This window comes from Ottowia sp. (assembly GCF_047601385.1).
In the GTDB taxonomy this organism is placed as follows: Bacteria; Pseudomonadota; Gammaproteobacteria; order Burkholderiales; family Burkholderiaceae_C; genus Ottowia.
Genome location: NZ_JASGJP010000001.1, coordinates 375,751 through 394,509, shown reverse-complemented (window position 1 = coordinate 394,509; position 18,759 = coordinate 375,751). Strand labels below are relative to the sequence as shown.

At 67.4% G+C, this 18,759-nt stretch carries 17 protein-coding genes and 2 tRNA genes; 7 read left to right on the top strand and 12 right to left on the bottom strand.

The genetic code is table 11. From position 1 onward, the window contains the following. Positions 1–17 precede the first annotated feature (17 nt). The 3 genes from QM772_RS01875 to ntrC are packed head-to-tail and all read left to right on the top strand — an operon-like array spanning position 18 to position 3,199. Complete coding sequence (locus QM772_RS01875; protein WP_415133600.1) at positions 18–515, top strand: hypothetical protein; 498 nt, start codon at positions 18–20, stop codon at positions 513–515. A gap of 40 nt (positions 516–555) precedes the next feature. Beyond that, the gene (gene glnL / locus QM772_RS01870) at positions 556–1,629 is read left to right on the top strand and encodes a nitrogen regulation protein NR(II) (protein WP_415133598.1); all 1,074 of its coding nucleotides are present in this window, start codon (positions 556–558) and stop codon (positions 1,627–1,629) included. Between the two features lie 37 nt (positions 1,630–1,666). After that, positions 1,667–3,199 (top strand): nitrogen regulation protein NR(I), encoded by a 1,533-nt coding sequence (gene ntrC, locus QM772_RS01865; protein WP_415133597.1) that lies wholly within the window; start codon positions 1,667–1,669, stop codon positions 3,197–3,199. On the opposite strand, the gene xth is transcribed toward ntrC, so the two are convergent. From xth to QM772_RS01845, 4 genes are read right to left on the bottom strand one after another with little or no spacing between them, the layout of a single operon-like run. Then, complete coding sequence (xth, locus tag QM772_RS01860; RefSeq protein WP_415133595.1) at positions 3,196–3,972, bottom strand: exodeoxyribonuclease III; 777 nt, start codon at positions 3,970–3,972, stop codon at positions 3,196–3,198. The two genes, ntrC and xth, sit on opposite strands and share 4 nt — an antisense overlap. 5 nt (positions 3,973–3,977) lie before the next feature. Next, entirely contained in the window at positions 3,978–4,856 is an 879-nt protein-coding gene (gene rapZ, locus QM772_RS01855) for an RNase adapter RapZ (protein WP_415133593.1), read from the bottom strand. Then, positions 4,853–6,541 carry a DNA repair protein RecN gene (recN, locus tag QM772_RS01850; RefSeq protein WP_415133591.1) on the bottom strand — a complete coding sequence of 563 codons (1,689 nt, stop codon included), beginning with the start codon at positions 6,539–6,541 and terminating at the stop codon, positions 4,853–4,855. The genes rapZ and recN overlap by 4 nt, the downstream gene beginning before the upstream one ends. 1 nt (position 6,542) lies before the next feature. Next, positions 6,543–7,439, bottom strand: coding sequence for an NAD kinase (locus tag QM772_RS01845; protein WP_415133589.1), 897 nt, complete (start codon positions 7,437–7,439; stop codon positions 6,543–6,545). 72 nt (positions 7,440–7,511) lie between these two features. Here QM772_RS01845 and hrcA point away from each other — a divergent pair, with 72 nt between their 5' ends. The 3 genes from hrcA (at position 7,512) to QM772_RS01830 (ending at position 8,724) form a co-directional block, all read left to right on the top strand. After that, positions 7,512–8,528, top strand: a complete 1,017-nt coding sequence (hrcA, locus tag QM772_RS01840; protein ID WP_415133587.1) for a heat-inducible transcriptional repressor HrcA — start codon at positions 7,512–7,514, stop codon at positions 8,526–8,528. Positions 8,529–8,540: 12 nt separating this feature from the next. Next, positions 8,541–8,617: transfer RNA gene (locus QM772_RS01835), tRNA-Ile, on the top strand. 30 nt (positions 8,618–8,647) lie between these two features. Beyond that, a tRNA-Arg gene (locus QM772_RS01830) sits at positions 8,648–8,724 on the top strand. A 1,023-nt stretch (positions 8,725–9,747) separates the two neighbouring features. On the opposite strand, the gene QM772_RS01825 is transcribed toward QM772_RS01830, so the two are convergent. Genes QM772_RS01825 through QM772_RS01790 form a run of 8 tightly spaced genes read right to left on the bottom strand, consistent with a single transcriptional unit; the run spans position 9,748 to position 17,868 of the window. After that, positions 9,748–10,524 carry an SDR family NAD(P)-dependent oxidoreductase gene (locus tag QM772_RS01825; RefSeq protein WP_415133586.1) on the bottom strand — a complete coding sequence of 259 codons (777 nt, stop codon included), beginning with the start codon at positions 10,522–10,524 and terminating at the stop codon, positions 9,748–9,750. Between the two features lie 36 nt (positions 10,525–10,560). Beyond that, positions 10,561–12,357 carry an acyl-CoA dehydrogenase gene (locus QM772_RS01820; RefSeq protein WP_415133584.1) on the bottom strand — a complete coding sequence of 599 codons (1,797 nt, stop codon included), beginning with the start codon at positions 12,355–12,357 and terminating at the stop codon, positions 10,561–10,563. Between the two features lie 46 nt (positions 12,358–12,403). Continuing rightward, positions 12,404–13,447, bottom strand: a complete 1,044-nt coding sequence (locus QM772_RS01815; RefSeq protein ID WP_415133582.1) for an MBL fold metallo-hydrolase — start codon at positions 13,445–13,447, stop codon at positions 12,404–12,406. Beyond that, positions 13,440–13,880 (bottom strand): Zn-ribbon domain-containing OB-fold protein, encoded by a 441-nt coding sequence (locus QM772_RS01810; RefSeq protein ID WP_415133580.1) that lies wholly within the window; start codon positions 13,878–13,880, stop codon positions 13,440–13,442. Before QM772_RS01810 ends, QM772_RS01815 begins: the two co-directional genes overlap by 8 nt. Next, positions 13,877–15,064: a thiolase C-terminal domain-containing protein gene (locus tag QM772_RS01805; RefSeq protein WP_415133578.1), complete on the bottom strand. Its 1,188-nt coding sequence runs from the start codon at positions 15,062–15,064 to the stop codon at positions 13,877–13,879. Before QM772_RS01805 ends, QM772_RS01810 begins: the two co-directional genes overlap by 4 nt. Before the next feature lie 13 nt (positions 15,065–15,077). Next, on the bottom strand, positions 15,078–15,548 hold the full coding sequence (locus QM772_RS01800) for a Zn-ribbon domain-containing OB-fold protein (RefSeq protein WP_415133576.1): 471 nt from the start codon (positions 15,546–15,548) through the stop codon (positions 15,078–15,080). Positions 15,549–15,574: 26 nt separating this feature from the next. Then, the gene (locus tag QM772_RS01795; RefSeq protein ID WP_415133574.1) at positions 15,575–16,768 is read right to left on the bottom strand and encodes a thiolase C-terminal domain-containing protein; all 1,194 of its coding nucleotides are present in this window, start codon (positions 16,766–16,768) and stop codon (positions 15,575–15,577) included. Then, a complete protein-coding gene (locus QM772_RS01790; RefSeq protein WP_415133572.1) occupies positions 16,765–17,868 on the bottom strand; it encodes a thiolase family protein in 1,104 nt (367 codons plus the stop codon). The genes QM772_RS01795 and QM772_RS01790 overlap by 4 nt, the downstream gene beginning before the upstream one ends. Positions 17,869–17,979: 111 nt before the next feature. On the opposite strand from QM772_RS01790, the gene QM772_RS01785 reads away from it, so the two are divergent. Then, the gene (locus QM772_RS01785; RefSeq protein ID WP_415133570.1) at positions 17,980–18,756 is read left to right on the top strand and encodes a TetR family transcriptional regulator; all 777 of its coding nucleotides are present in this window, start codon (positions 17,980–17,982) and stop codon (positions 18,754–18,756) included. Positions 18,757–18,759 lie beyond the last annotated feature (3 nt).

The following is an 18,759-nucleotide window of genomic DNA, read 5'->3' as shown; positions in this document are numbered from 1 at the left end:
GGCATGAAAGTTCCGACATGAAACCTCTTTTGCTGCTGATTTCGTGCCTGGCGGCGGCCACCGGCGCGCTGGCGCAGGACCGCATCTACCGCTGCGGCAACGAGTACACCAACCAGGTCAAGGGCCGCACCGGCTGCAAGCTGGTCGAAGGCGGCAACGTCACCGTGGTGCGCGGCACCACGCCGTCGCCCTCATCCGCGGGCGGGGGCGGGGGCGCCGCGCCGGCCCAGCGCGCCACCAGCTCGCCCGCTTCGGCGCCGCGCATCGACACGCCCGAGCAGCGCAGCCGCGACGCCGACGCCAAGGCCATCCTCGAGCAGGAACTGCGCCGCGCCGAGGCGCGCCAGGCCGAGTTGGCGAAGGAATACAACAACGGCGAGCCCGACAAGATCGGCGGCGAGGCACGCAACCACCAGAAGTACCTGGACCGCGTGGCCGAGATGAAGGCGGCCATGGCGCGCAACCAGAGCGACATCGACGGCATCAAGCGCGAACTCGCGCGTTTCAACCGCTGATCACCGCGCCCCGTTCCAGGGTGCGGCCCGGCCCGCAGTCATGGCAGCACTCCGCAGACCCCACCCCGCCCGCTTCCAGGCTTTCGACCTGCTGGCCACCATGGTGGCCGTGGTGGGCCCGGACGGCATCGTCATCTTCGCCAACGCGGCGCTGGAAGATGCCGTGGGGCTGTCCTGGCGCAGCATCGAGGGCACGGTGCTGCGCAACCACTTCGCCGACGGCGACGAGCTGCAGCTGGCGCTGGACGGCGCGCGCGGCAACCATTTCGCCGCGCTGCGCTACGACGGGCATCTGGTGCGCCACGGCGGCGGCCTGATCCCCGTGCACGTGATCGTGGCGCAGACCGAGCGCGCCGGCCAGATCATCGTCGAGCTGCTGCCGCTGGAGCAGCAGGCGCGGCAGGACCGCGAGGAGCGCCTGGCCGACCACACGCGCGCCAACAAGGAGCTGTTCCGCAACCTGGCGCACGAGATCAAGAACCCGCTGGGCGGCATCCGCGGCGCCGCCCAGCTGCTGGAGATGGAGATCGAGGGCCGCGAGCTGCGCGAATACACGCAGGTCATCATCCACGAGGCCGACCGCCTGCAACTGCTGGTCGACCGGCTGCTGGCCCCGCACCGTCACGCGCGGATGGTGGGCGACGTCAACATCCACGAGGTCTGCGAGCGCGTGCGCTCGCTGGTGCTGGCCGAGTTCCCGCGTGGGCTGCGGGTGGTGCGCGACTACGACACGTCCATCCCCGAATTCCGCGGCGACCGCGAGCAGCTGATCCAGGCCGTGCTCAACATCGTCCACAACGCCGCGCAGGCGCTGGCCGAGCGCATCGCGCGCGGCGACGCCGAGATCGTGCTGTGCACGCGCGTGCAGCGCCAGGTCACCATCGGTAAGCAGCGCTATCGTTTGGCACTGGAATTGCATGTCATCGACAACGGGCCCGGCGTGCCCGAGTCGATCAAGGAGCGCGTGTTCTTCCCCCTGGTGTCGGGGCGCGACGGCGGAACCGGCCTGGGCCTGACCCTGGCGCAGACCTTCGTGCAGCAGCACCACGGATTGATCGAGTTGGACAGCCGGCCCGGACGCACGGATTTCAGTATCCTGATTCCGCTGCCCTGATGTTCTGACTTTGCTTTGATTCGAGGAGCCTGCCGCCATGAAGCCCATCTGGATCGTGGATGACGACCCGTCGATCCGCTTCGTGCTGGAGAAGGCGCTGGCGCGCGCCGAGCTGCGCACGCGTTCGTTCACCAACCCGCGCGAGGTGCTGGCCGCGCTGAGCGAGTCCGGCGAGTCCGGCCCCCAGGTGCTGGTCAGCGACATCCGCATGCCCGGCGGCAACGGGCTGGATCTGCTGGAAAAGGTCAAGACGCGCGTGCCGACGCTGCCGGTCATCATCATGACCGCCTTTTCCGACCTCGACAGCGCCGTGTCGGCCTTCCAGGGCGGCGCCTTCGAATACCTGGCCAAGCCTTTCGACGTGCCCAAGGCGGTGGAGCTGATCCAGCGCGCCGTGGCCGAGAGCCAGCGCGAGGCGCTGGGCGCCGAGCAGCAGCAGTCCGCCGCGCCCGAGATGCTGGGCCAGGCGCCGGCCATGCAGGACGTGTTCCGAGCCATCGGCCGGCTGTCGGCCAGCAACGTCACCGTGCTCATCACCGGCGAGTCGGGCAGCGGCAAGGAACTCGTGGCGCGCGCGCTGCACAAGCATTCGTCGCGCGCCAGCGGGCCGTTCGTGGCCATCAACACGGCGGCGATCCCGAAGGATCTGCTGGAGAGCGAGCTGTTCGGCCACGAGCGCGGCGCCTTCACCGGTGCGCAGACCATGCGGCGCGGCCGCTTCGAGCAGGCCGATGGCGGCACCTTGTTCCTCGACGAGATCGGCGACATGCCGTTCGATCTGCAGACGCGCCTGCTGCGCGTGCTGTCCGATGGCCAGTTCTACCGCGTGGGCGGCCACGGCGCTGTCAAGGCCAGCGTGCGCGTGGTCGCCGCCACCCACCAGGACCTGGAGCAGCGCGTGAAGGACGGCGCCTTCCGCGAAGACCTGTTCCACCGCCTGAACGTGATCCGCCTGCGCCTGCCGCCGCTGCGCGAGCGGCGCGAGGACATCCCCGCGCTGGCGCGCCACTTCCTGCAGCAGAGCGCGCGCCAGCTCGGCGTCGAGCCCAAGCGCATCTCCGACGCCGCGCTGGCGCGGCTGGCGGGCTTCGGCTTTCCGGGCAACGTGCGGCAGCTGGAGAACATCTGCCACTGGTTGACCGTGATGGCGCCCGCGCAGGTGATCGACGAGAAGGACCTGCCGCCCGAGGTGCTGCTCACGCCTGCTGTGCCGCTGTCGCCCGCCAAGCCGATAGCTACTGAAAACATAGCTGCTGGCGCTTGCCAGACGGTCGCTCCAGGCCAATTCGATGCTCAACCCCTGGTCGCTGAACCGGCGGTCGGCGCCATCGCCGACACGGCGGCCGGCGTGTCGCTGGCCGACTGGGAGCGCGGGCTGGAGGCCGAGGCCGCGCGCTTGCTGGCGGGCGGCCAGGCCGACGTGTGGGACCGGCTGGTCGGCCGCGTCGAATCACGCCTGATCCACGCCGCGCTGACCAGCACGCGCGGCCGCCGCATCGAGGCGGCGCAGCGCCTGGGCATCGGCCGCAACACCATCACGCGCAAGATCCAGGAATTGGGGCTGGATTAGCCCAACGTCATCGTCACCGGCGCGTGGTCGCTGGGCTTGGGCCACTTGCGCGGCGCGCGGTCGATGGCGCAGGCGCTGACCTGCGGCACCAGCGGCGCGCTGACCAGGATGTGGTCGATGCGCAGGCCGCGGTTCTTCTGGTAGCCCAACTGCCGATAGTCCCACCACGAGAAGCTCTTCTCGGGCTGCTCGAACAGGCGGAACGCGTCCGTCATGCCCAGGCTGAGCAGCGCCTTGAAGTGGTCGCGCTCGGCCGTGGTGTGGTGGATGGTCTCGGCCAGGCCCACCGGGTCGTGGCTGTCGCGGTCTTCCGGCGCGATGTTGAAGTCGCCCAGCAGCACCAGCCTGGGGTGCGCGGCCAGTTCCTCGCGCAGCCTCTCGCGCAGGGCGCGCAGCCAGCGCATCTTGTAGTCGAACTTCTCGGTGCCGGGCGCCTGGCCGTTGACGAAGTAGCCGTTGACGACGCGCAGCGGCCCGCCCGGGCCCTCCACCGTGCCGGCGATGACGCGCGCGCTCTCGTCATGGAAGCCGGCGATGTTGCGCACGACCTCGCCCAGGGGCGCACGCGAGAGCAATGCGACGCCGTTGTAGGTCTTCTGGCCGAACACGGCGGCCTCGTAGCCAACCTCGCGCAGCGCGTCGAAGGGGAACTTGTCGTCCGTCAGCTTCAGCTCCTGCAGCGCCAGCACGTCCACCGGATTGGCGGCCAGCCAGTCCAGCACGTGCTGCAGGCGGGCGGTGAGGGAGTTGACGTTCCAGGTGGTGATCTTCATCTGCATCATGTTCCCGCGCCAAGGTTGACGCCCAGCTCCCGGTGCCGCCGCAGCGTGAGCCATTCGCCGCCGAACAGGGCAGCCAGTTTTTCGGCCAGATAGACCGAGCGGTGCTGCCCGCCGGTGCAGCCGATGGCCACCGTGACGTAGCTGCGGTGGTCGTGCGCCAGCGCCGGCAGCCAGGTGCGCAGGAAGTCGGCGATCTGCGCCAGCATGCGCTGCACCTCGGGCTGCCGGTCGAGGAAGTCGATCACCGGCTGGTCGCGGCCGGTGAGTGGCCGCAGCAGGGCGTCGTAATGGGGGTTGGGCAGCATGCGCACGTCGAACACGTAGTCGGCGTCCAGGGTGATGCCGCGCTTGAAGGCGAAGGACTCGAATACCAGCGTGAGGTTGGCGGCGGGCGCGGCGATCAGGTCCTTGACGATGGCGAGCAGCTGCGCCGGGCGCAGGAAGCCGGTGTCGATGACGTGCGAGCGCTCGCGCAGGTCGGCCAACAGCTCGCGCTCGCGCGCGATGGCCTGCACCAGCGCCTGCTGGCCGTCTATGTCGTGCGGCAGCGAGAGCGGGTGGCGCCGCCGCGTCTCGGAAAAGCGCCGCACCAGGGTGTGGTCGTTGGCGTCGAGGAACAGCAGGCGCGGCGCCAGCCCCTTGTCGCGCAAGCCGTGCAGCAGCAGCGGCAGCTGCGGAAGCGACTCGCCGCTGCGCACGTCCATGGCGATGGCGAGCCGGCGCGCCTGCCGCTGGTCCTCCAGCGCGATGAAGGGCTCCAGCAGCTCGGGCGGCAGGTTGTCCACGCAGTAGTAGCCGGCGTCCTCCAGCGCGTGCAGCGCGATCGACTTGCCCGAGCCGGACATGCCGGTGATGACGACCAGCTCCGTCGTCACGCCTTAGCCTTCTTGCCGCGCGGCGGCGCGGCGGGTTGCAGCAGCTCCCGCGCGTGCGCCAGCGTGGTGTCGGAGATGCGCTCGCCGCCCAGCATGCGGGCGACCTCGCGCGCGCGCGCCTCGCCCGCGACCGGGCTGACGGTGCTGGTGGTGGCGCTACCGTGCTCGGCCTGCTTGCTGACGACCAGGTGCTGGTCTGCGCTGGCCGCGACCTGCGGCAGGTGGGTGACGCACAGCACCTGGCGGTCCTGCCCCAGGCGCTGCAGCAGCCGGCCGACGGTGGCGGCCACCGCGCCGCCGACGCCGGCGTCCACCTCGTCGAACACCAGCGTGCCGGCCGCGCCGAGCTGGCTGGTGGTGACGGCGATCGCCAGTGCCAGGCGCGACAACTCGCCGCCGGATGCTACTTTATCGATAGCTCTTGGCGTAGAGCCGGCGTGCGCTGCGACCAGAAAAGACACTGATTCCAGGCCATGCGCGGCGGGCTCGGCCAGCGGCGCCAGCACCACCTCGAAGCGGCCGCCCTGCATGCCCAGCTCCTGCATGGCGGCGGTGACGGCGGTGGCCAGTTCCGGTGCCGCCTTGGCGCGCCGGGCGGAGACGGCGCGGGCGGCGCGCAGACAGGCTTCGCGGTTTTCGCGGGCGGTGCGCTCCAGTTGCGCCAGGTCTGCCGACGATTCCAGCCGCGCCAAATCCTGGCGCCAGCCCGCCAGCAGCGCCGGCAGGTCCTCCGGCGGGCGGCGGTAGCGCCGCGCCAGGCCGACCCACAGGCCCATGCGCTCGTCCAGGGCGGCGAGCTGGTCTGGGTCGGGGTCGGCGCGGCGCAGGTAGGCGTGCAGCGTGTGCGCGGCATCGTGCAGCTGCGCGGCGCTGGTCTCCAGCACGTCCAGCAGGGCGGCAAACTCGGGTTCGATGCCGCGCTGCGCTTCCAGCGCGTGCTGCGCCTGGGCCAGCGCGGGCAGGGTGCCGCCGTCGCCGTCATCCCCCTCCAGCGCGGCGGCAGCGGCCTGCGCGGCCTCGATCAGCGCCTGCGCGTGCGACAAGCGCGCGTGGCGCTGGTTCAGCTCGTCCCACTCGCTGTCCTGCGGGGCCAGTTTGTCCAGCTCGCCGATCTGCCACAGCAGGCGCTCGCGCTCCTGCGCCAGGCCGTCCTGCGCGGCGCGCGCCTGGGCCAGCGCCGCTTCGGCCTGCTGCCAGCTCGTCCAGGCGTCGGACAGGGCGGTGGTGTCGGCGCTGGCGTAGCCGTCCAGCAGCGCGCGCACGGCGGCCGGCCGCGTCAGGCTCTGCCAGGCGTGCTGGCCGTGGATGTCCACCAGCCAGTCGGCCAGCTCGCGCAGTTGGCCGACGGTGGCGGGCGAGCCGTTGATCCAGGCGCGGCTCTTGCCGGCGGCGTCGATGGTGCGGCGCAGCAGCAGGCTGCCGTCCTCGCTGTCGAAACCGTTGTCGCGCAGCCAGGGCAGGGCGGTGGCGGGGGTGTCGAACTCGGCGCCGATCTCGCAGCGCGGCTGGCCCTCGCGCACCCAGATGGCCTCGCCGCGCCCGCCCAGCGCGAGTTGAAGGGCGTCGATCAGGATCGACTTGCCGGCGCCGGTCTCGCCCGTCAGTGCCGTGAAACCGGGCGCCAGCGCCAACTCCAGCGCGGGCACGATGACGAAGTCGCGCAGGCTCAGGTGACGAAGCGGCATGTCAGACGGTTCCCTCGTTCCAGTGCAGCTTTTCGCGCAGGGTGTCGAAATAGCTCCAGCCGCGCGGATGCAGAAAGCGCACGCGGAAGTCCGAGCGCCGCACGACGATGCGGTCGCCATGGTGCAGCGAGGTGAGCGACTGCATGTCGAAGCTGGCGCTGGCGTCGCGCCCGCCGACGATCTCGATGGCGATCTCCACCGGATCGGCCAGCACGATGGGCCGGTTCGACAGCGTGTGCGGCGCGATCGGCACCAGCGCCCAGGCGGGCACCAGCGGGTGCAGCAGCGGCCCGCCGGCCGACAGCGCGTAGGCGGTGGAGCCGGTGGGCGTGGCGACGATGATGCCGTCGGCCCGGTGGTTGGCGACGAAGTGGCCGTCGACCTCCACCCGCAGTTCCACCATGCTGGCCGCCGCGCCGCGGCTGACCACCACGTCGTTCATGGCGTAGGCGTCGAACACGCAGTCACCGCCGCGCATGACCTTGCCATGCATCAGGCTGCGGTGGTCCTCCTCGTACTCGCCGTGCAGCATGCGCGGCAGCGTGTCGCGGTAGCCGTCGAGCGGAATGTCGGTGATGAAGCCCAGCCGTCCCTGGTTGATACCGATCAGCGGCGTGCCGTGGCGCGCCAAGCGGCGGCCGATGCCCAGCATGGTGCCGTCGCCACCCACCACCACCGCCAGGTCGGCTTCGGCACCGATGCCGGCCACGTCCAGGATGGGGAAATCGGTGATGTCGAGCGCCTGGGCCGTGCGCTCGGCCAGATGCACCTGGCAGCCGTGCTCGCGCAGAAAGCCGCCGATGTCCGCCAGCAGTTCCCGGGTCGAATCGGCGGCGGCGCCGGCCGGGGCTTCAGTGTATTTGCCGACCAGGGCGACGCGTGGGAACTTCAGGCTCATCGGCAAATTACATCATAATGATTCGACCCCCGAGGCTTCGAAAGCGGGGCAGATTCATGACGATTGACTTCCGTGCTGGATGACCGTTCGCGCCGCCTGCTCAAGACCCTGATCGAGCGCTACATCGCCGACGGGCAGCCCGTCGGCTCGCGCACTCTCTCGCGCGCCTCGGGGCTGGAGCTGTCGCCCGCCACCATCCGCAACGTCATGTCCGACCTGGAGGAGCTGGGCCTGATCGCCAGCCCCCATACCTCCGCTGGCCGCGTGCCGACGGCGCGCGGCTACCGCCTGTTCGTGGACACCATGCTCACCGCGCAGCGCGACGCACTGGCCGCGCCCGCGCTGCCGCCCGACCAGCCGCAGAAGGTGATCGCCAACGCGGCCAACCTGCTGTCCAGCCTGTCGCAATTCGTCGGCGTGGTGATGGCGCCGAGACGCAACTCGGTGTTCCGCCACATCGAGTTCCTGCGGCTGTCGGAGCGCCGCCTGCTGCTGATCATTGTGGCGCCCGACGGCGACGTGCAAAACCGCGTCCTGTTCACCGAGGCCGACTATTCGCCCGCTGAGTTGATCGAGGCGTCCAACTACCTGAACGCTCACTTCTCCGGCATGGCCATCGACCAGGTGCGTGCGCGTCTGCGCCAGGAGGTCGAGCACCTGCGCGGCGAGATCGCGCAACTGATGCAGGCCGCCGTGCAGGTCGGCTCCGAGGCCATGAGCCAGGCACAGGGCGAGGTGGTGATCTCGGGCGAGCGCAACCTGCTGGCGGTGAGCGACTTCTCCACCGACATGAACCAGTTGCGCCGCGCGTTCAGCCTGTTCGAGCAGAAGGCGCAGCTCATTCGCCTGCTCGACGTTTCCAGCCAGGCCGAGGGCGTGCGCATCTTCATCGGTGGCGAGAGCCAGACGGTGCCGGTGGAGGAACTGTCGGTCGTCAGCGCGCCCTACGAGGTGGACGGCCAGGTGGTCGGCACGCTGGGCGTGATCGGCCCCACGCGCATGCCCTACGACCGCATGATCCAGATCGTGGACATCACCTCGCGCTTGGTCAGCAACGCGCTCAGCCAGGGCAAGACGGGCGGGGCCTAGAATCCGCGCTATGGGGCGTTAGCTCAGTTGGTCAGAGCAGGGGACTCATAATCCCTTGGTCGCTGGTTCGAGCCCAGCACGCCCTACCAAGTTTTCCGTTATATAATCTCTGACTTCGCGCGGCTGTAGCTCAGTTGGATAGAGTACTTGGCTACGAACCAAGGGGTCGTGGGTTCGAATCCTGCCAGCCGCGCCAATACAGACAACCCGCTACAGCTATGAAAACTGTAGCGGGTTTTTCTTTGCCCAGTGAGTTGGGGAACAATTGGGGAACAGTTGGCATGGGTTGGCATGAGCCCGGCGGCAACTCAGTGATGCCATCCCGTCATCAGTCAAGGGGTCATGGGCTCCAGTCCTGGCGAGCCTGTGTCGATTAAAAGTGGGAGCGAATCCGAGGCATTTCATGGCGTCCAGCGTCGTCCCGTTGTTGGTGAACTTGAGAAGGCTAACAGCGGATGCGCGAACGCCTGGTGCGCATGGACTCCGACCAGCGCGTGCGGGAAATCGGCGAGTGGTGACGCCACCGGGCACGTGTGTCCGCAAATTCATCCAAGGCGTTGCTTGACAGCGCACTCAACGGCCGGCCGCCGGTCAACGCGCTCTACCCCATCTTCAAGGTGCGCGACGGATATGTGCGCGTGCGTATCTTGACCACTGCGGCGTGGCGCGCCATGAGCGAGTGGCTCGGACCCAATCCCACTTTCTTGCCAACTCTTTCCCTTTGTTTGGGCGACTGGGCATGCGCTCAGCGGTTGTCGATGACATCGGTGCGCTAATCGGGCAACTGTTCGCTCTTCACCCGGTGGAAGCGGTGGTGAAGCAAGCGCGCTCGCGCGGTGTGGCCATGCAGGAGGATCCACCTTTCTTGCGGAATGCCCAGTTCCTCGGCCACCGCGACGCTGCAGGTCGGCAATACATGCACCCATGTTGACCTGATCGCGCGCAACCAGGCGCTGGGGATAGGGCTCGGCGATCATCCTGTTGCGTTCGCTGGTCGTGAACAGATCCTTGGGGGCGGAGGCAGGAACGGTCGACGATGCATAGGGGTTTTCAGGTGCGCACGCTGCAAGCGGCGAAAACAGCCGCTGCGCAAGCACTGAAGTTTGAACGAATCATCAATGTCTCCTGGCCTTAGGCGCGAGCGCGCTGTGCTGGATCTTTGTCGTGACCATGTGGTAGCACATGGTATTTTGGGGGTCAACATGGATGAAATCCGGCATCACATCCACGTCAGCAGTTGACCCCCATCCACAGGAATGACCGTTCCCGTGATGTACCGCCCCGCGTCGGACGCGAGAAGCAGCGTCGCGCCGTCGAGGTCCTCGAGCTCACCGAACCGGCGTTGGGGAATTCGCTCCCTGATGCGGTCGGCCAGGCCAGCGTTCTCAAACTGGTCGTGCATATCCGTGGCAATGTTGCCGGGGGCGAGCGCGTTCACCCGGATGCCCTTCGAAGCGAGTTCCAGCGCCATGATGGAAGTCAGGTGCAACAGGCCTGCCTTGGCGGCGCCATAGCTGGCCAGATGGCCTGCAGCACGCACGCCGGACGTGGAGGCGACGTTGATGATCGCCCCCGACCGGCGCTCGGCCATGTGTTTCGCAGCCTCCTGCGCGACGAGGAAGGCCCCCTTCAGGTTGGTGTCGAAGACCTTCTGGATGTCCTCCGCGCCTTGAGACAGGAAGCGCTCGACGTACAGGACGCCTGCGCAGTTGAACAGGATGTCCACCGGCGCGTCGAGCAGCTTCTGCGCCGCCTGCCAAGCTGCGGGGATGCTTGTTGACTGGGTCACGTCGAGCGACACGGCCCATGCGGACAGCCCCTCGTCCTGCATGGCCTGCACGGTCTGCCGGAGCTTGTCTTCGCGCCGCGCGGCGAGCACGACGCGCGCGCCGGCCCTGGCCAGAGTCCTGGCCGTGTGCTGGCCGATGCCGCTCGATGCGCCGGAGACGAAGGCCGTCTTGCCGGCCAGGCTGAAGAGTTGTTCTTGAATGGTCATGGATTCATTCTTTGTCCAGAAAAGCCGGTGGGCTGGTCACAGGAACCACTCGTCCTTCATGTTCATGGGCGTTGGCTCGAATGCATTGAGCAATTCGAACTGGGTTTGCGTGGCCGGCAGCTCCCAGGCGAAGTAGAACGCCGCTGCTTGCAACTTGCCCTGCAGGTGGGCATCGGTGGATGCTCGGCCCTCCAGCGCACGAAGTGCGACGATGGCTTGCCTGAGCCATAGCCAGGCCATGACCACACGGCCGAAGGCGTCCAGATAGACCGTGGCGCCGGCCAGCGCAAGGTCGGCATTCTGGGCCTGCCGCGCGCCCAAGATCTCGGTTGTGCGGGCCAGACCGGTCAGCGCCTGTTGCAGCGTCTGGCTGTGTTCCTGCAGCCGCAGATACTGTGACGCGTGCTGCACGTCCTCCAGCACGGTCGAATGCAGTAGCCGGAAGGCGGCCCCGTCCTGCATGACCACCTTTCGCGCCAGCAGATCCAGGGCCTGGATCGCTTCGGTGCCTTCGTGAATCGGGTTGAGGCGCTGGTCGCGATAGAGCTGTTCGAGTGGGTAATCGCGCGTGTAGCCTGCGCCACCCAGAACCTGCATCGCCAGATCGTTGGACAGGCATCCGTAGCGTGCGGGCCAGGACTTCACCACGGGCGTGAGAACGTCCAGCAGCATCTGCGCCGAGGTGCGCCGCTGCGGATCCGGATGGGTGTGCTGGTCCTCGAACAGGGCACTGGCATAGAGGCACAGGGCCAGTGCACCTTCCGAGTAGGCCTTCTGCGCCAGCAGCATCCGGCGCACATCGGCGTGCTTCACCAGTCGCACCTGCGGCGAAAGCGGATCCTTGGCGGAGGGCAGGCGCCCTTGGGGCCGCTCGCGTGCATATGCAAGAGACTCGGCGAAGCCGCTGTAGGCCAGGCAGGCGCCGATCAACCCCACGCCGATGCGGGCCTCGTTCATCATCTGGAACACCTGGGCCAGGCCGCAATGCAGTTCGCCCAGCAGGAAGCCGGTGGCTCCGCCCGCCTCGCCGAAAGACAGCACTGTCGACGTCAGGTTGTGCCAGCCCATCTTATGCAGCAGACCCGCCAGCGCCACGTCGTTGCGCTGGACGGGGTTGCCAGCCTCATCCGTCAGCCATTTGGGCACCAGGAAGAGCGAAATGCCCTTAGCGCCCGCGGGCGCGCCCTCGATGCGCGCGAGCACCATGTGCACGATGTTCGCGGTGATGTCCTGGTCACCCCCCGAGATGAACATCTTCTGTCCGAAGATGTGGTAGGTGCCGTCCAGCTGCGGGACGGCATAGGTCTTGATGTCACCCAAAGCCGACCCCTGCCCCGGCTCCGTGAGGCACATCGTTCCGGCGGCGTTGCCGCTGCCCATCGCGGGCAGGTAGCGCTTCTTGAGATCTTCGGCGCCGAATGTACGCAGCAGGTTGGCTGCGCCGATCGAGAGGAAGGGGTAGCCCGCTGTTGACACGTTCGCGCAGAAGAACAAGGACATGGCGGCGCGCAGGATGACCTCGGGCATCTGCAAGCCGCCTTCGTGCTCGTCCCAGTGCGCGCTGAGAAAGCCGGCTTGCGCAAAGCCCTTCCAGGCCTCGTGCGTTTCCGGAATCACGAGGGCGGAACCATCGCGGAAGACAGGTTCGTTTTGGTCACCCTTGGCGTTGTGCGGCGCGAATAGCTCAGTGGCCAGGCGGCGTGCCGTATCCAGGGTCTGCTGGAACACCTCGCGCGAGTGATCGCGATAGCGTGCGCGGGACAGCAGCGATTCGGTATCCAGGAAGTCGTACAGCAGGAACTCGAGCTCTCGCTCTGTGATGAGTGCGGGCATGGCGGTGGTGAGGAAATGCGGGCAAAAGGCCGTTCGAAGGAAAGCGTCAGTGCGAAAGCCGATACCAGGCGACGCCGTTTTCCAGGCCGTGGAGTACGGCTTCGTTGCGGCGCAGCAGGTAGTTGATGTGGGCGAGCGCCTCGCCGGTGGCCAGGGAGAACAGTTGGTGGTCGTCGATCGGCCTGCGAAACAGCGCGCCGAAGACGTCGATGGCGCGGCGCGGCTGCCGCAACTGCTCACGCAGCCGATCCAGGCCCTGGAGCACGCCGCGCTCCAGTTGACTCAAGCGCAGGTGCAGGCCGCGGAAGGGCTCGTTGTGTGCCGGCAGGACGAGCACGTCGTCTGGCACGCGTAGGCGGATCTGATCAAGGGTGGACAGCCAGTCGGCCAGCGGATCGGCGCCAGGCTCGGTCGGATAGACGGAGACGTTGGAACTGATGCGGGGCAGCACCTGGTCGCCGGAGATGAAGAGCCCGAGCTGCGCGCAGTACAGGCATGCATGCTCCGGCGAATGGCCCCTGCCAACGACGACCTTCCAGTCTTGCTCGCCGATGCGGATACTCTGCCCGTCCGACAGCCGTACGAAGCTGTCGGGCAGCGGGTGGATCATCTTGCCGAAGCCGCCGAATCGGGCGCGATAGTTGTCCTGGTCGGCTTCGCTCCATCCCGCCCGCTGGTAGAAGCGGACGCCGTCGGCAGGGGCCTCGCGCCCGGTGTCGCTGATGAGCATGCGGCAGTTCAGGTATTCCAGTTGCGTCATCCAGAGCGCGCAATCGAAACGCCTGCCCAGCCAGCCCGCCATGCCCACGTGATCTGGGTGCATGTGCGTGGCAAGGACGCGCGTGATCCGGGCACCATGCAAAGGCCCCTGCGCGCTCAGCAGCATCCGCCAGGCGGCGGTGGTTTCCACCGTATGAAGCCCGGTATCGACGACCGACCAGCACCCGTCGCCATCCCGCAAGGCCCACAGGTTGATGTGCGTCAGCGCGAATGGCATGGGCATGCGCAGCCAGAGCACGCCGGGAGCGATCTCGACCGACTGGCCCGGCCCGGGCGCGTCTGCCAGCGGATAGTCCAGCTGGTCAGCCATGCGCATCTCCTGGCTCGAAGCAGGGCAGCCATCGACCGGAGGACTGTTCGCGCCAGCTCAGGCGCAGCGGCATCCCGATCCACAGTGCGTCCGTGGCCACCCCGAGCACCTGGCTGACGAGCCGGATATCGCCCAATCCCGGAAAGGAGACCACCGCGATGTTGTAGGGCACCGCCCGCCTGAGAAACGGGCTGGGGGCATGGTGCACGATGGTGTAGCTGAAGAGCTCACCGATGGGCGGCGCTGCTTCCCAGCGGCGTTCCGGCGAGCCGCAGTCGGGGCAGACCGGCGCCGGCGGGTGCTGCCAGGCACCGCATGCACCGCAGCGCTGGAAGCGCAATTCGCGCCTGGCGCAGTGGTGCCAGAACTCCTCGTGCTCGGGAAGGAGCGGCAGACCAAGGTCGAGCGCGGGAAGGAGGGATGTCGTTGTCATAGGGCGAGGACGGCTGCGCTGGTCGGCGTGGAACCAATACCTGCGGTGACGAGGCCGACCTTGGCGTTCGCTACCTGTGTGGTCGCTTCGCCGCGGAGCTGGCGCACCGCTTCCGCGACAAGGTTGAGCCCGTGGATGTAGGCTTCAGACAGCAGACCGCCTGAGGTGTTCAGGGGCATGGCCCCTCCCGGCCGAATCTGTCCGCTGGCCACGAAATCACCGGCTTCCCCGCGGCCGCAGATGCCGAAGTTCTCCAGCGCCATCAGCACGAGAGGGCTGAAATGGTCGTAAAGTTGAGCGAAATCCAGGTCCGAGGCGGTGATGCCGGCGTCCGCGTAAAGATCGCGTGCGAGCTGGTGGCCGTTGCCGGCGCCATACTCGGCGGCAGGCATGGTGTGCGTGCCCATGCCGCCGGAGCCCCAACCGGCATCGCCGCCCTGCTGTGCGGAAAGCACGCGGACCGGCTTGCACGGCAGATCGCGTGCGCGCTCCGTTGTTGTCACGAGGATGGCGCATGCGCCATCGCTTTCCTGGCAGCAGTCGTACAGCCGAAACGGCGCGGCGATCATGCGCGAGGCCATGTACTGCGCCAGGCTTAGCGGTTGGCCGTGCGTGACGGCGCGAGGATTGCGTTGGGCGTTCTCCCGGAACGTCAGGGCGAGCTCGGCGAAATGCGCGTGGTGGATGCCGTGCTCGTGCATGTAGCGCATGGCGATCGGCGCGAACATGCTGGCCGGCGTGAGCATGCCGAAGGGCGCGAGCAGATCGATCTGCGGCACCTCGGAAAAACCGCCGGCCGCACCATAGCGGCTGTCTGTTCGCTGCACGATGGATCGGAACACGAGCACCGTGTCGGCTTGTCCGCTTTCGACGGCGGCCACCGCGTGGGCCAGCGCACCGCACGAGCCGCTGCCACCGCCGCCCCAGACCATCGAGGCGAAGCGCAGGCGCTGGATGCCCAGCGCATGCTGCATCAGCCAGGGCAGTGAAGAGTCCCCGGAGAACGAAGCCAAACCTTCGATGCGTCGCGGATCGACGCCCGCGTCGCGGCAGGCCTTGACGGTGGCCTCGCAGGCCAGAGCCCACTCGCCGCGGTCGGCCTGCTGGCCGCGCTTGGTGTAGCGCGTCTCGCCGATGCCGACGATCATGGCACGTCGTTCGGGCGCGACCCTGCTGAGGTTCATGATGCGCGGCGCTTCAATCGATGCAGACGAAGCTGAAGTCCGTGATCCGCCCCTCGCGGGTACTGGCGAACTTCACCTTGACGCGGCGCCCGGGCGCGATCCTCTGCTCCGCCTTCTTGAGGTCGGACAGATCGAGATCGTCGATGTAGTTGCCGATGGCCGAATCCACGCCGTCGAGCTTGACGTAGGCGATGGCTACGGGCGGATTGCGTTTTCCTTGGAAGCCGCGCACCACGATGGTCGATGCTTCGATCACGCCTTCGGTGCCCGCCTCCACCCAGCTGTCGCAGGGCTCGAAGCTGCGCTCGCAGTAGGCGCGCGGAGGCAGATAGGTGAGGCTGGACCTGGAGCAGCGCGTGGCCAGTATCTTGCCGGCCTTGAGGCCGTCCATGAACTTGCCTGCGACTTCGCCGAGGGCGTAGTCATATCGCAGCGTGACCTGTTCGGTGATCACGGCGCCCGGGGCGGTATTGCGTTCACTCATGTTGTTTCTCCTGGGTCTCTCGGGTTTCAATGGCCGCGCGGCTCGTCGCCGAACACGGTGCAGTTGTAGAACTGTGCGATACCTCCGGCGGCGGTGGACACGGCGTTGTGCACGTTGCGCAGTTGCATCTCGCCCGCGGTACCCATCACCTGGTTGGCTGCGTCGATGGCGCGCACCAGGCCGGAGACGGCGATCGGGTTGGTGCACAGCGTGCCGCCCGAGGGGCTGACGGAAACGGCGCCGGTCTGCCAGTCCCAGTAGCCTTCGCGTTCCAGGCGAAGCGCTGTGCCCGAAGCGCAGAAGCCGAGCCGCTCCAATTGGACCGGCGCCATCAGCGTGTACGGGTCGTACAGTTCCGCCACCTGGATCTGCTTGAGCGGATCGGTGATGCCCGCCTGCCGGTAGCAGGCTCTGGCCGTTTCGCCGGCGAGCCAGAAATCGGTGAAATCCGCATCCGTCGTGGCCGTCATGCGGTCGCCGATCCAATAGGTGGCCGTGCGGCTGGCCACGCCATTGATGAACGCGGGCTTGGCGCGGAAGCGCTTGGCCATGTTCATGTTGCCGACGATCATGGCCGCGCTGCCGGAAGAGCGGGGGCAGATGTCGAACAACTTCAGCGGCGTGCTGATCATGCGCGAGGCCATGACGTCCTCCACGGTGATATTTCCCTTGAGATGCGCGTGTGGGTTGCGCATGGCGTTGCGGCGCGCACGCACGGCCACCCGTGCCAGATCCTCTTCAGTGCAGCCGTGGCGCGCCAGGTAGCCGGTGGCCCAGAGTCCCACCGACGTGTTGGTGGACAGCGGCATGTCGCGCTCGTAGAACAGATCGAAGATCAGATTCAGCACGTCCTGGGCATCGGGGGTTTCGGCGATGCGCTCGGCGCCAACCACCAGCACGGAGCGATGCAACCCGGAGCGCACGAGGTTATAGGCGGCCTGCACCGCCGATCCGCCCGTCGCGCCGCCGGTATGCACGCGGATCATCGGCTTGCCAGCACTGAAGATGTGGTCGATGGACCAGCGATCCGCGTCGGCCACGCCCATGAAATGGGTGGGCGCGAGCGAAAATACGACCGCATCGATGTCGTCAGGCGTCATGCCCGCGTCCTTGAGCGCCCCGGCTGCGGCGATCTGCGCCTGCTCGACGAAGGTGTGATCCGGGTCGTGGGTCTTGAAATCGGTCTGGAAGGTCCCGATAACGGCAACGGTCTGATTCATTGAACGGCTCCTGCGCTTTCGAACACCATCGCCACGTTGCCCTGCTGGGCATAGCCGTGGCAGCCATGGGCTGCGGTCCACCGCGCGCCCGGCCGCTGCACCTTGCCGGCGCGGCCGGCAGCCTGCAGCACTGCTTCCGCCGCATTGACCAAACCTGTGCAGAAGAGGGGGTTCTGGGAGAAGGACCCCCCGGACGGTGACACCTTCTCTGCCTGTTCGATACCGAAGGCGCGGACATACGCGGCCTCGTGCCATCCGGTCGGGGTTTCGAGTTCGATGCAATCAAGCGCTGATGCATCCTTGAGGCCGGCTTGGTGAAGCGCGCTGCTCCAGGCCATGCGTGCGGACTTCAGTCCGCGCAGGCGTTGCCCGTCCAGGCGGTATTCATCGGTCGCCCAGCCGATACCGGCGATACGAGCCAGCGGCTTGCATTCGGGGTTGGCGCGCAGGAACTGCTCCGAGGCGAGGGCGAGCGCCACGGCGCCATCGCTGTAAGGGGCTCTCTGCCCCGAGCGCAGCGGAAGTGCGACGTATTGGGACTGGCTCAAGGCCTCTTCGGATGGTGCGGCATGGCGCATGCCGCGGGGGTTGCGGGCTGCGCGCTGGAATGCGGCCGCCACCCGTCGCGACACCTCTTCTTCGTCCACCCCGTATTCGCTGGCGACTGCTTGCGCGAACAGCGCGTCGGCCACGGCGTCGTCGATGCCGAGCGGACGCGTGTAGAACGGGTCGCCGCGCAGGCGCATTACCGTGGCGACGTCGGTCTTCGACGTCTTGCACCAGCTCGCGACCAGCCCGAAGTTCGACTCACCGGACAGAAAGCGCGCATAGGCCAGGGCGAGCGCGGATGCGCCGGAATCCGTCACCTTGATCTCGTCGGTGCCATAGCCGCCCGCGGGCGCGGCCATCAGCATGCTGGAGATTGGCCGGCCGTCGAGTTCGTCGCAGGCACCCAGCGTGACGCTGTCGATCTGCCGACGCGTCGCGCCGGCGTCATCGAGCGCCGCTCGCGCGGTACGCCAGACCATTTCTTCGAGCCGTAGCCCGTGTTCGGCCGTGCTCGCCGGGTGCAGGCCGAGACCTACTACATAAACGCTCATCTATGCTCCTTGTCGGGTGCGCCGGCACCCATGCGTACTAGGGGATTCCCTTAGGTTACCAGTCGGTCACGTCATTGACTATGGCGTCACATTAACTTATCTTTGAGTCACATGCAACAGCAAGTCAAAAAAATGAAGGCACCCACTGACAAGGTGTCTGCTGCCAAAGGCAGCACTCCCAAGGCGAAGGCCTCTAAAGCCGGTGTCGGCGCCGCGGTCGGCCAGTGGGGGCGCGCCGTGCCGACCGCGCAAGAGCGTGACGAGATGAAGCGGCAGTCGATCATTCGCGCGGCCGCACAGTGCTTCAACCGCTCGGGGTTCCACGGCACCTCAATGGACGACATCGCCGCCAGGCTCGGCGTCACCAAGCCTGCGCTGTACCGATACGTCAAGAACAAGCACGAAGTGCTGGCCGCGTGCTTCTCCGCCGTCATGGAGATGAGCTTTGCCCATCTGGAGAACGGGGAGAAGACCGGGCGGACCGGCCTGGAGAAGCTGCGCATCACTCTGCGCGGCTACCTCGAAGACCTCCTGGACAAACTGGGCCACCCGGTGGTGTTGCTGGAGGAGGGCGCGTTGCTGCCTGAGCAACTGCGCAGCCTGATCCGCAACCGTGACCAGATGGAGCGCCGCTACCGTGCGCTCGTGGAAGAGGGCATGCGCGACGGCAGCATCATCTCTTGTGACCCGAAACTGGCTGTGTTCGCGCTCTTCGGTGCCATCAACTGGGTGCCGAAGTGGTACCGCGAGGACGGCGAATGGTCCGCTGCCTATGTGGCCGAGTCGCTCGTCAACCTGATCACCCGCAGCATCGCTGCCGACCCCGGGGTTCCCCAAGCCATCCCTGCCGGCAAGCCGCCGGCTTCCCTTCCCCTTCCCACTACCTAGATG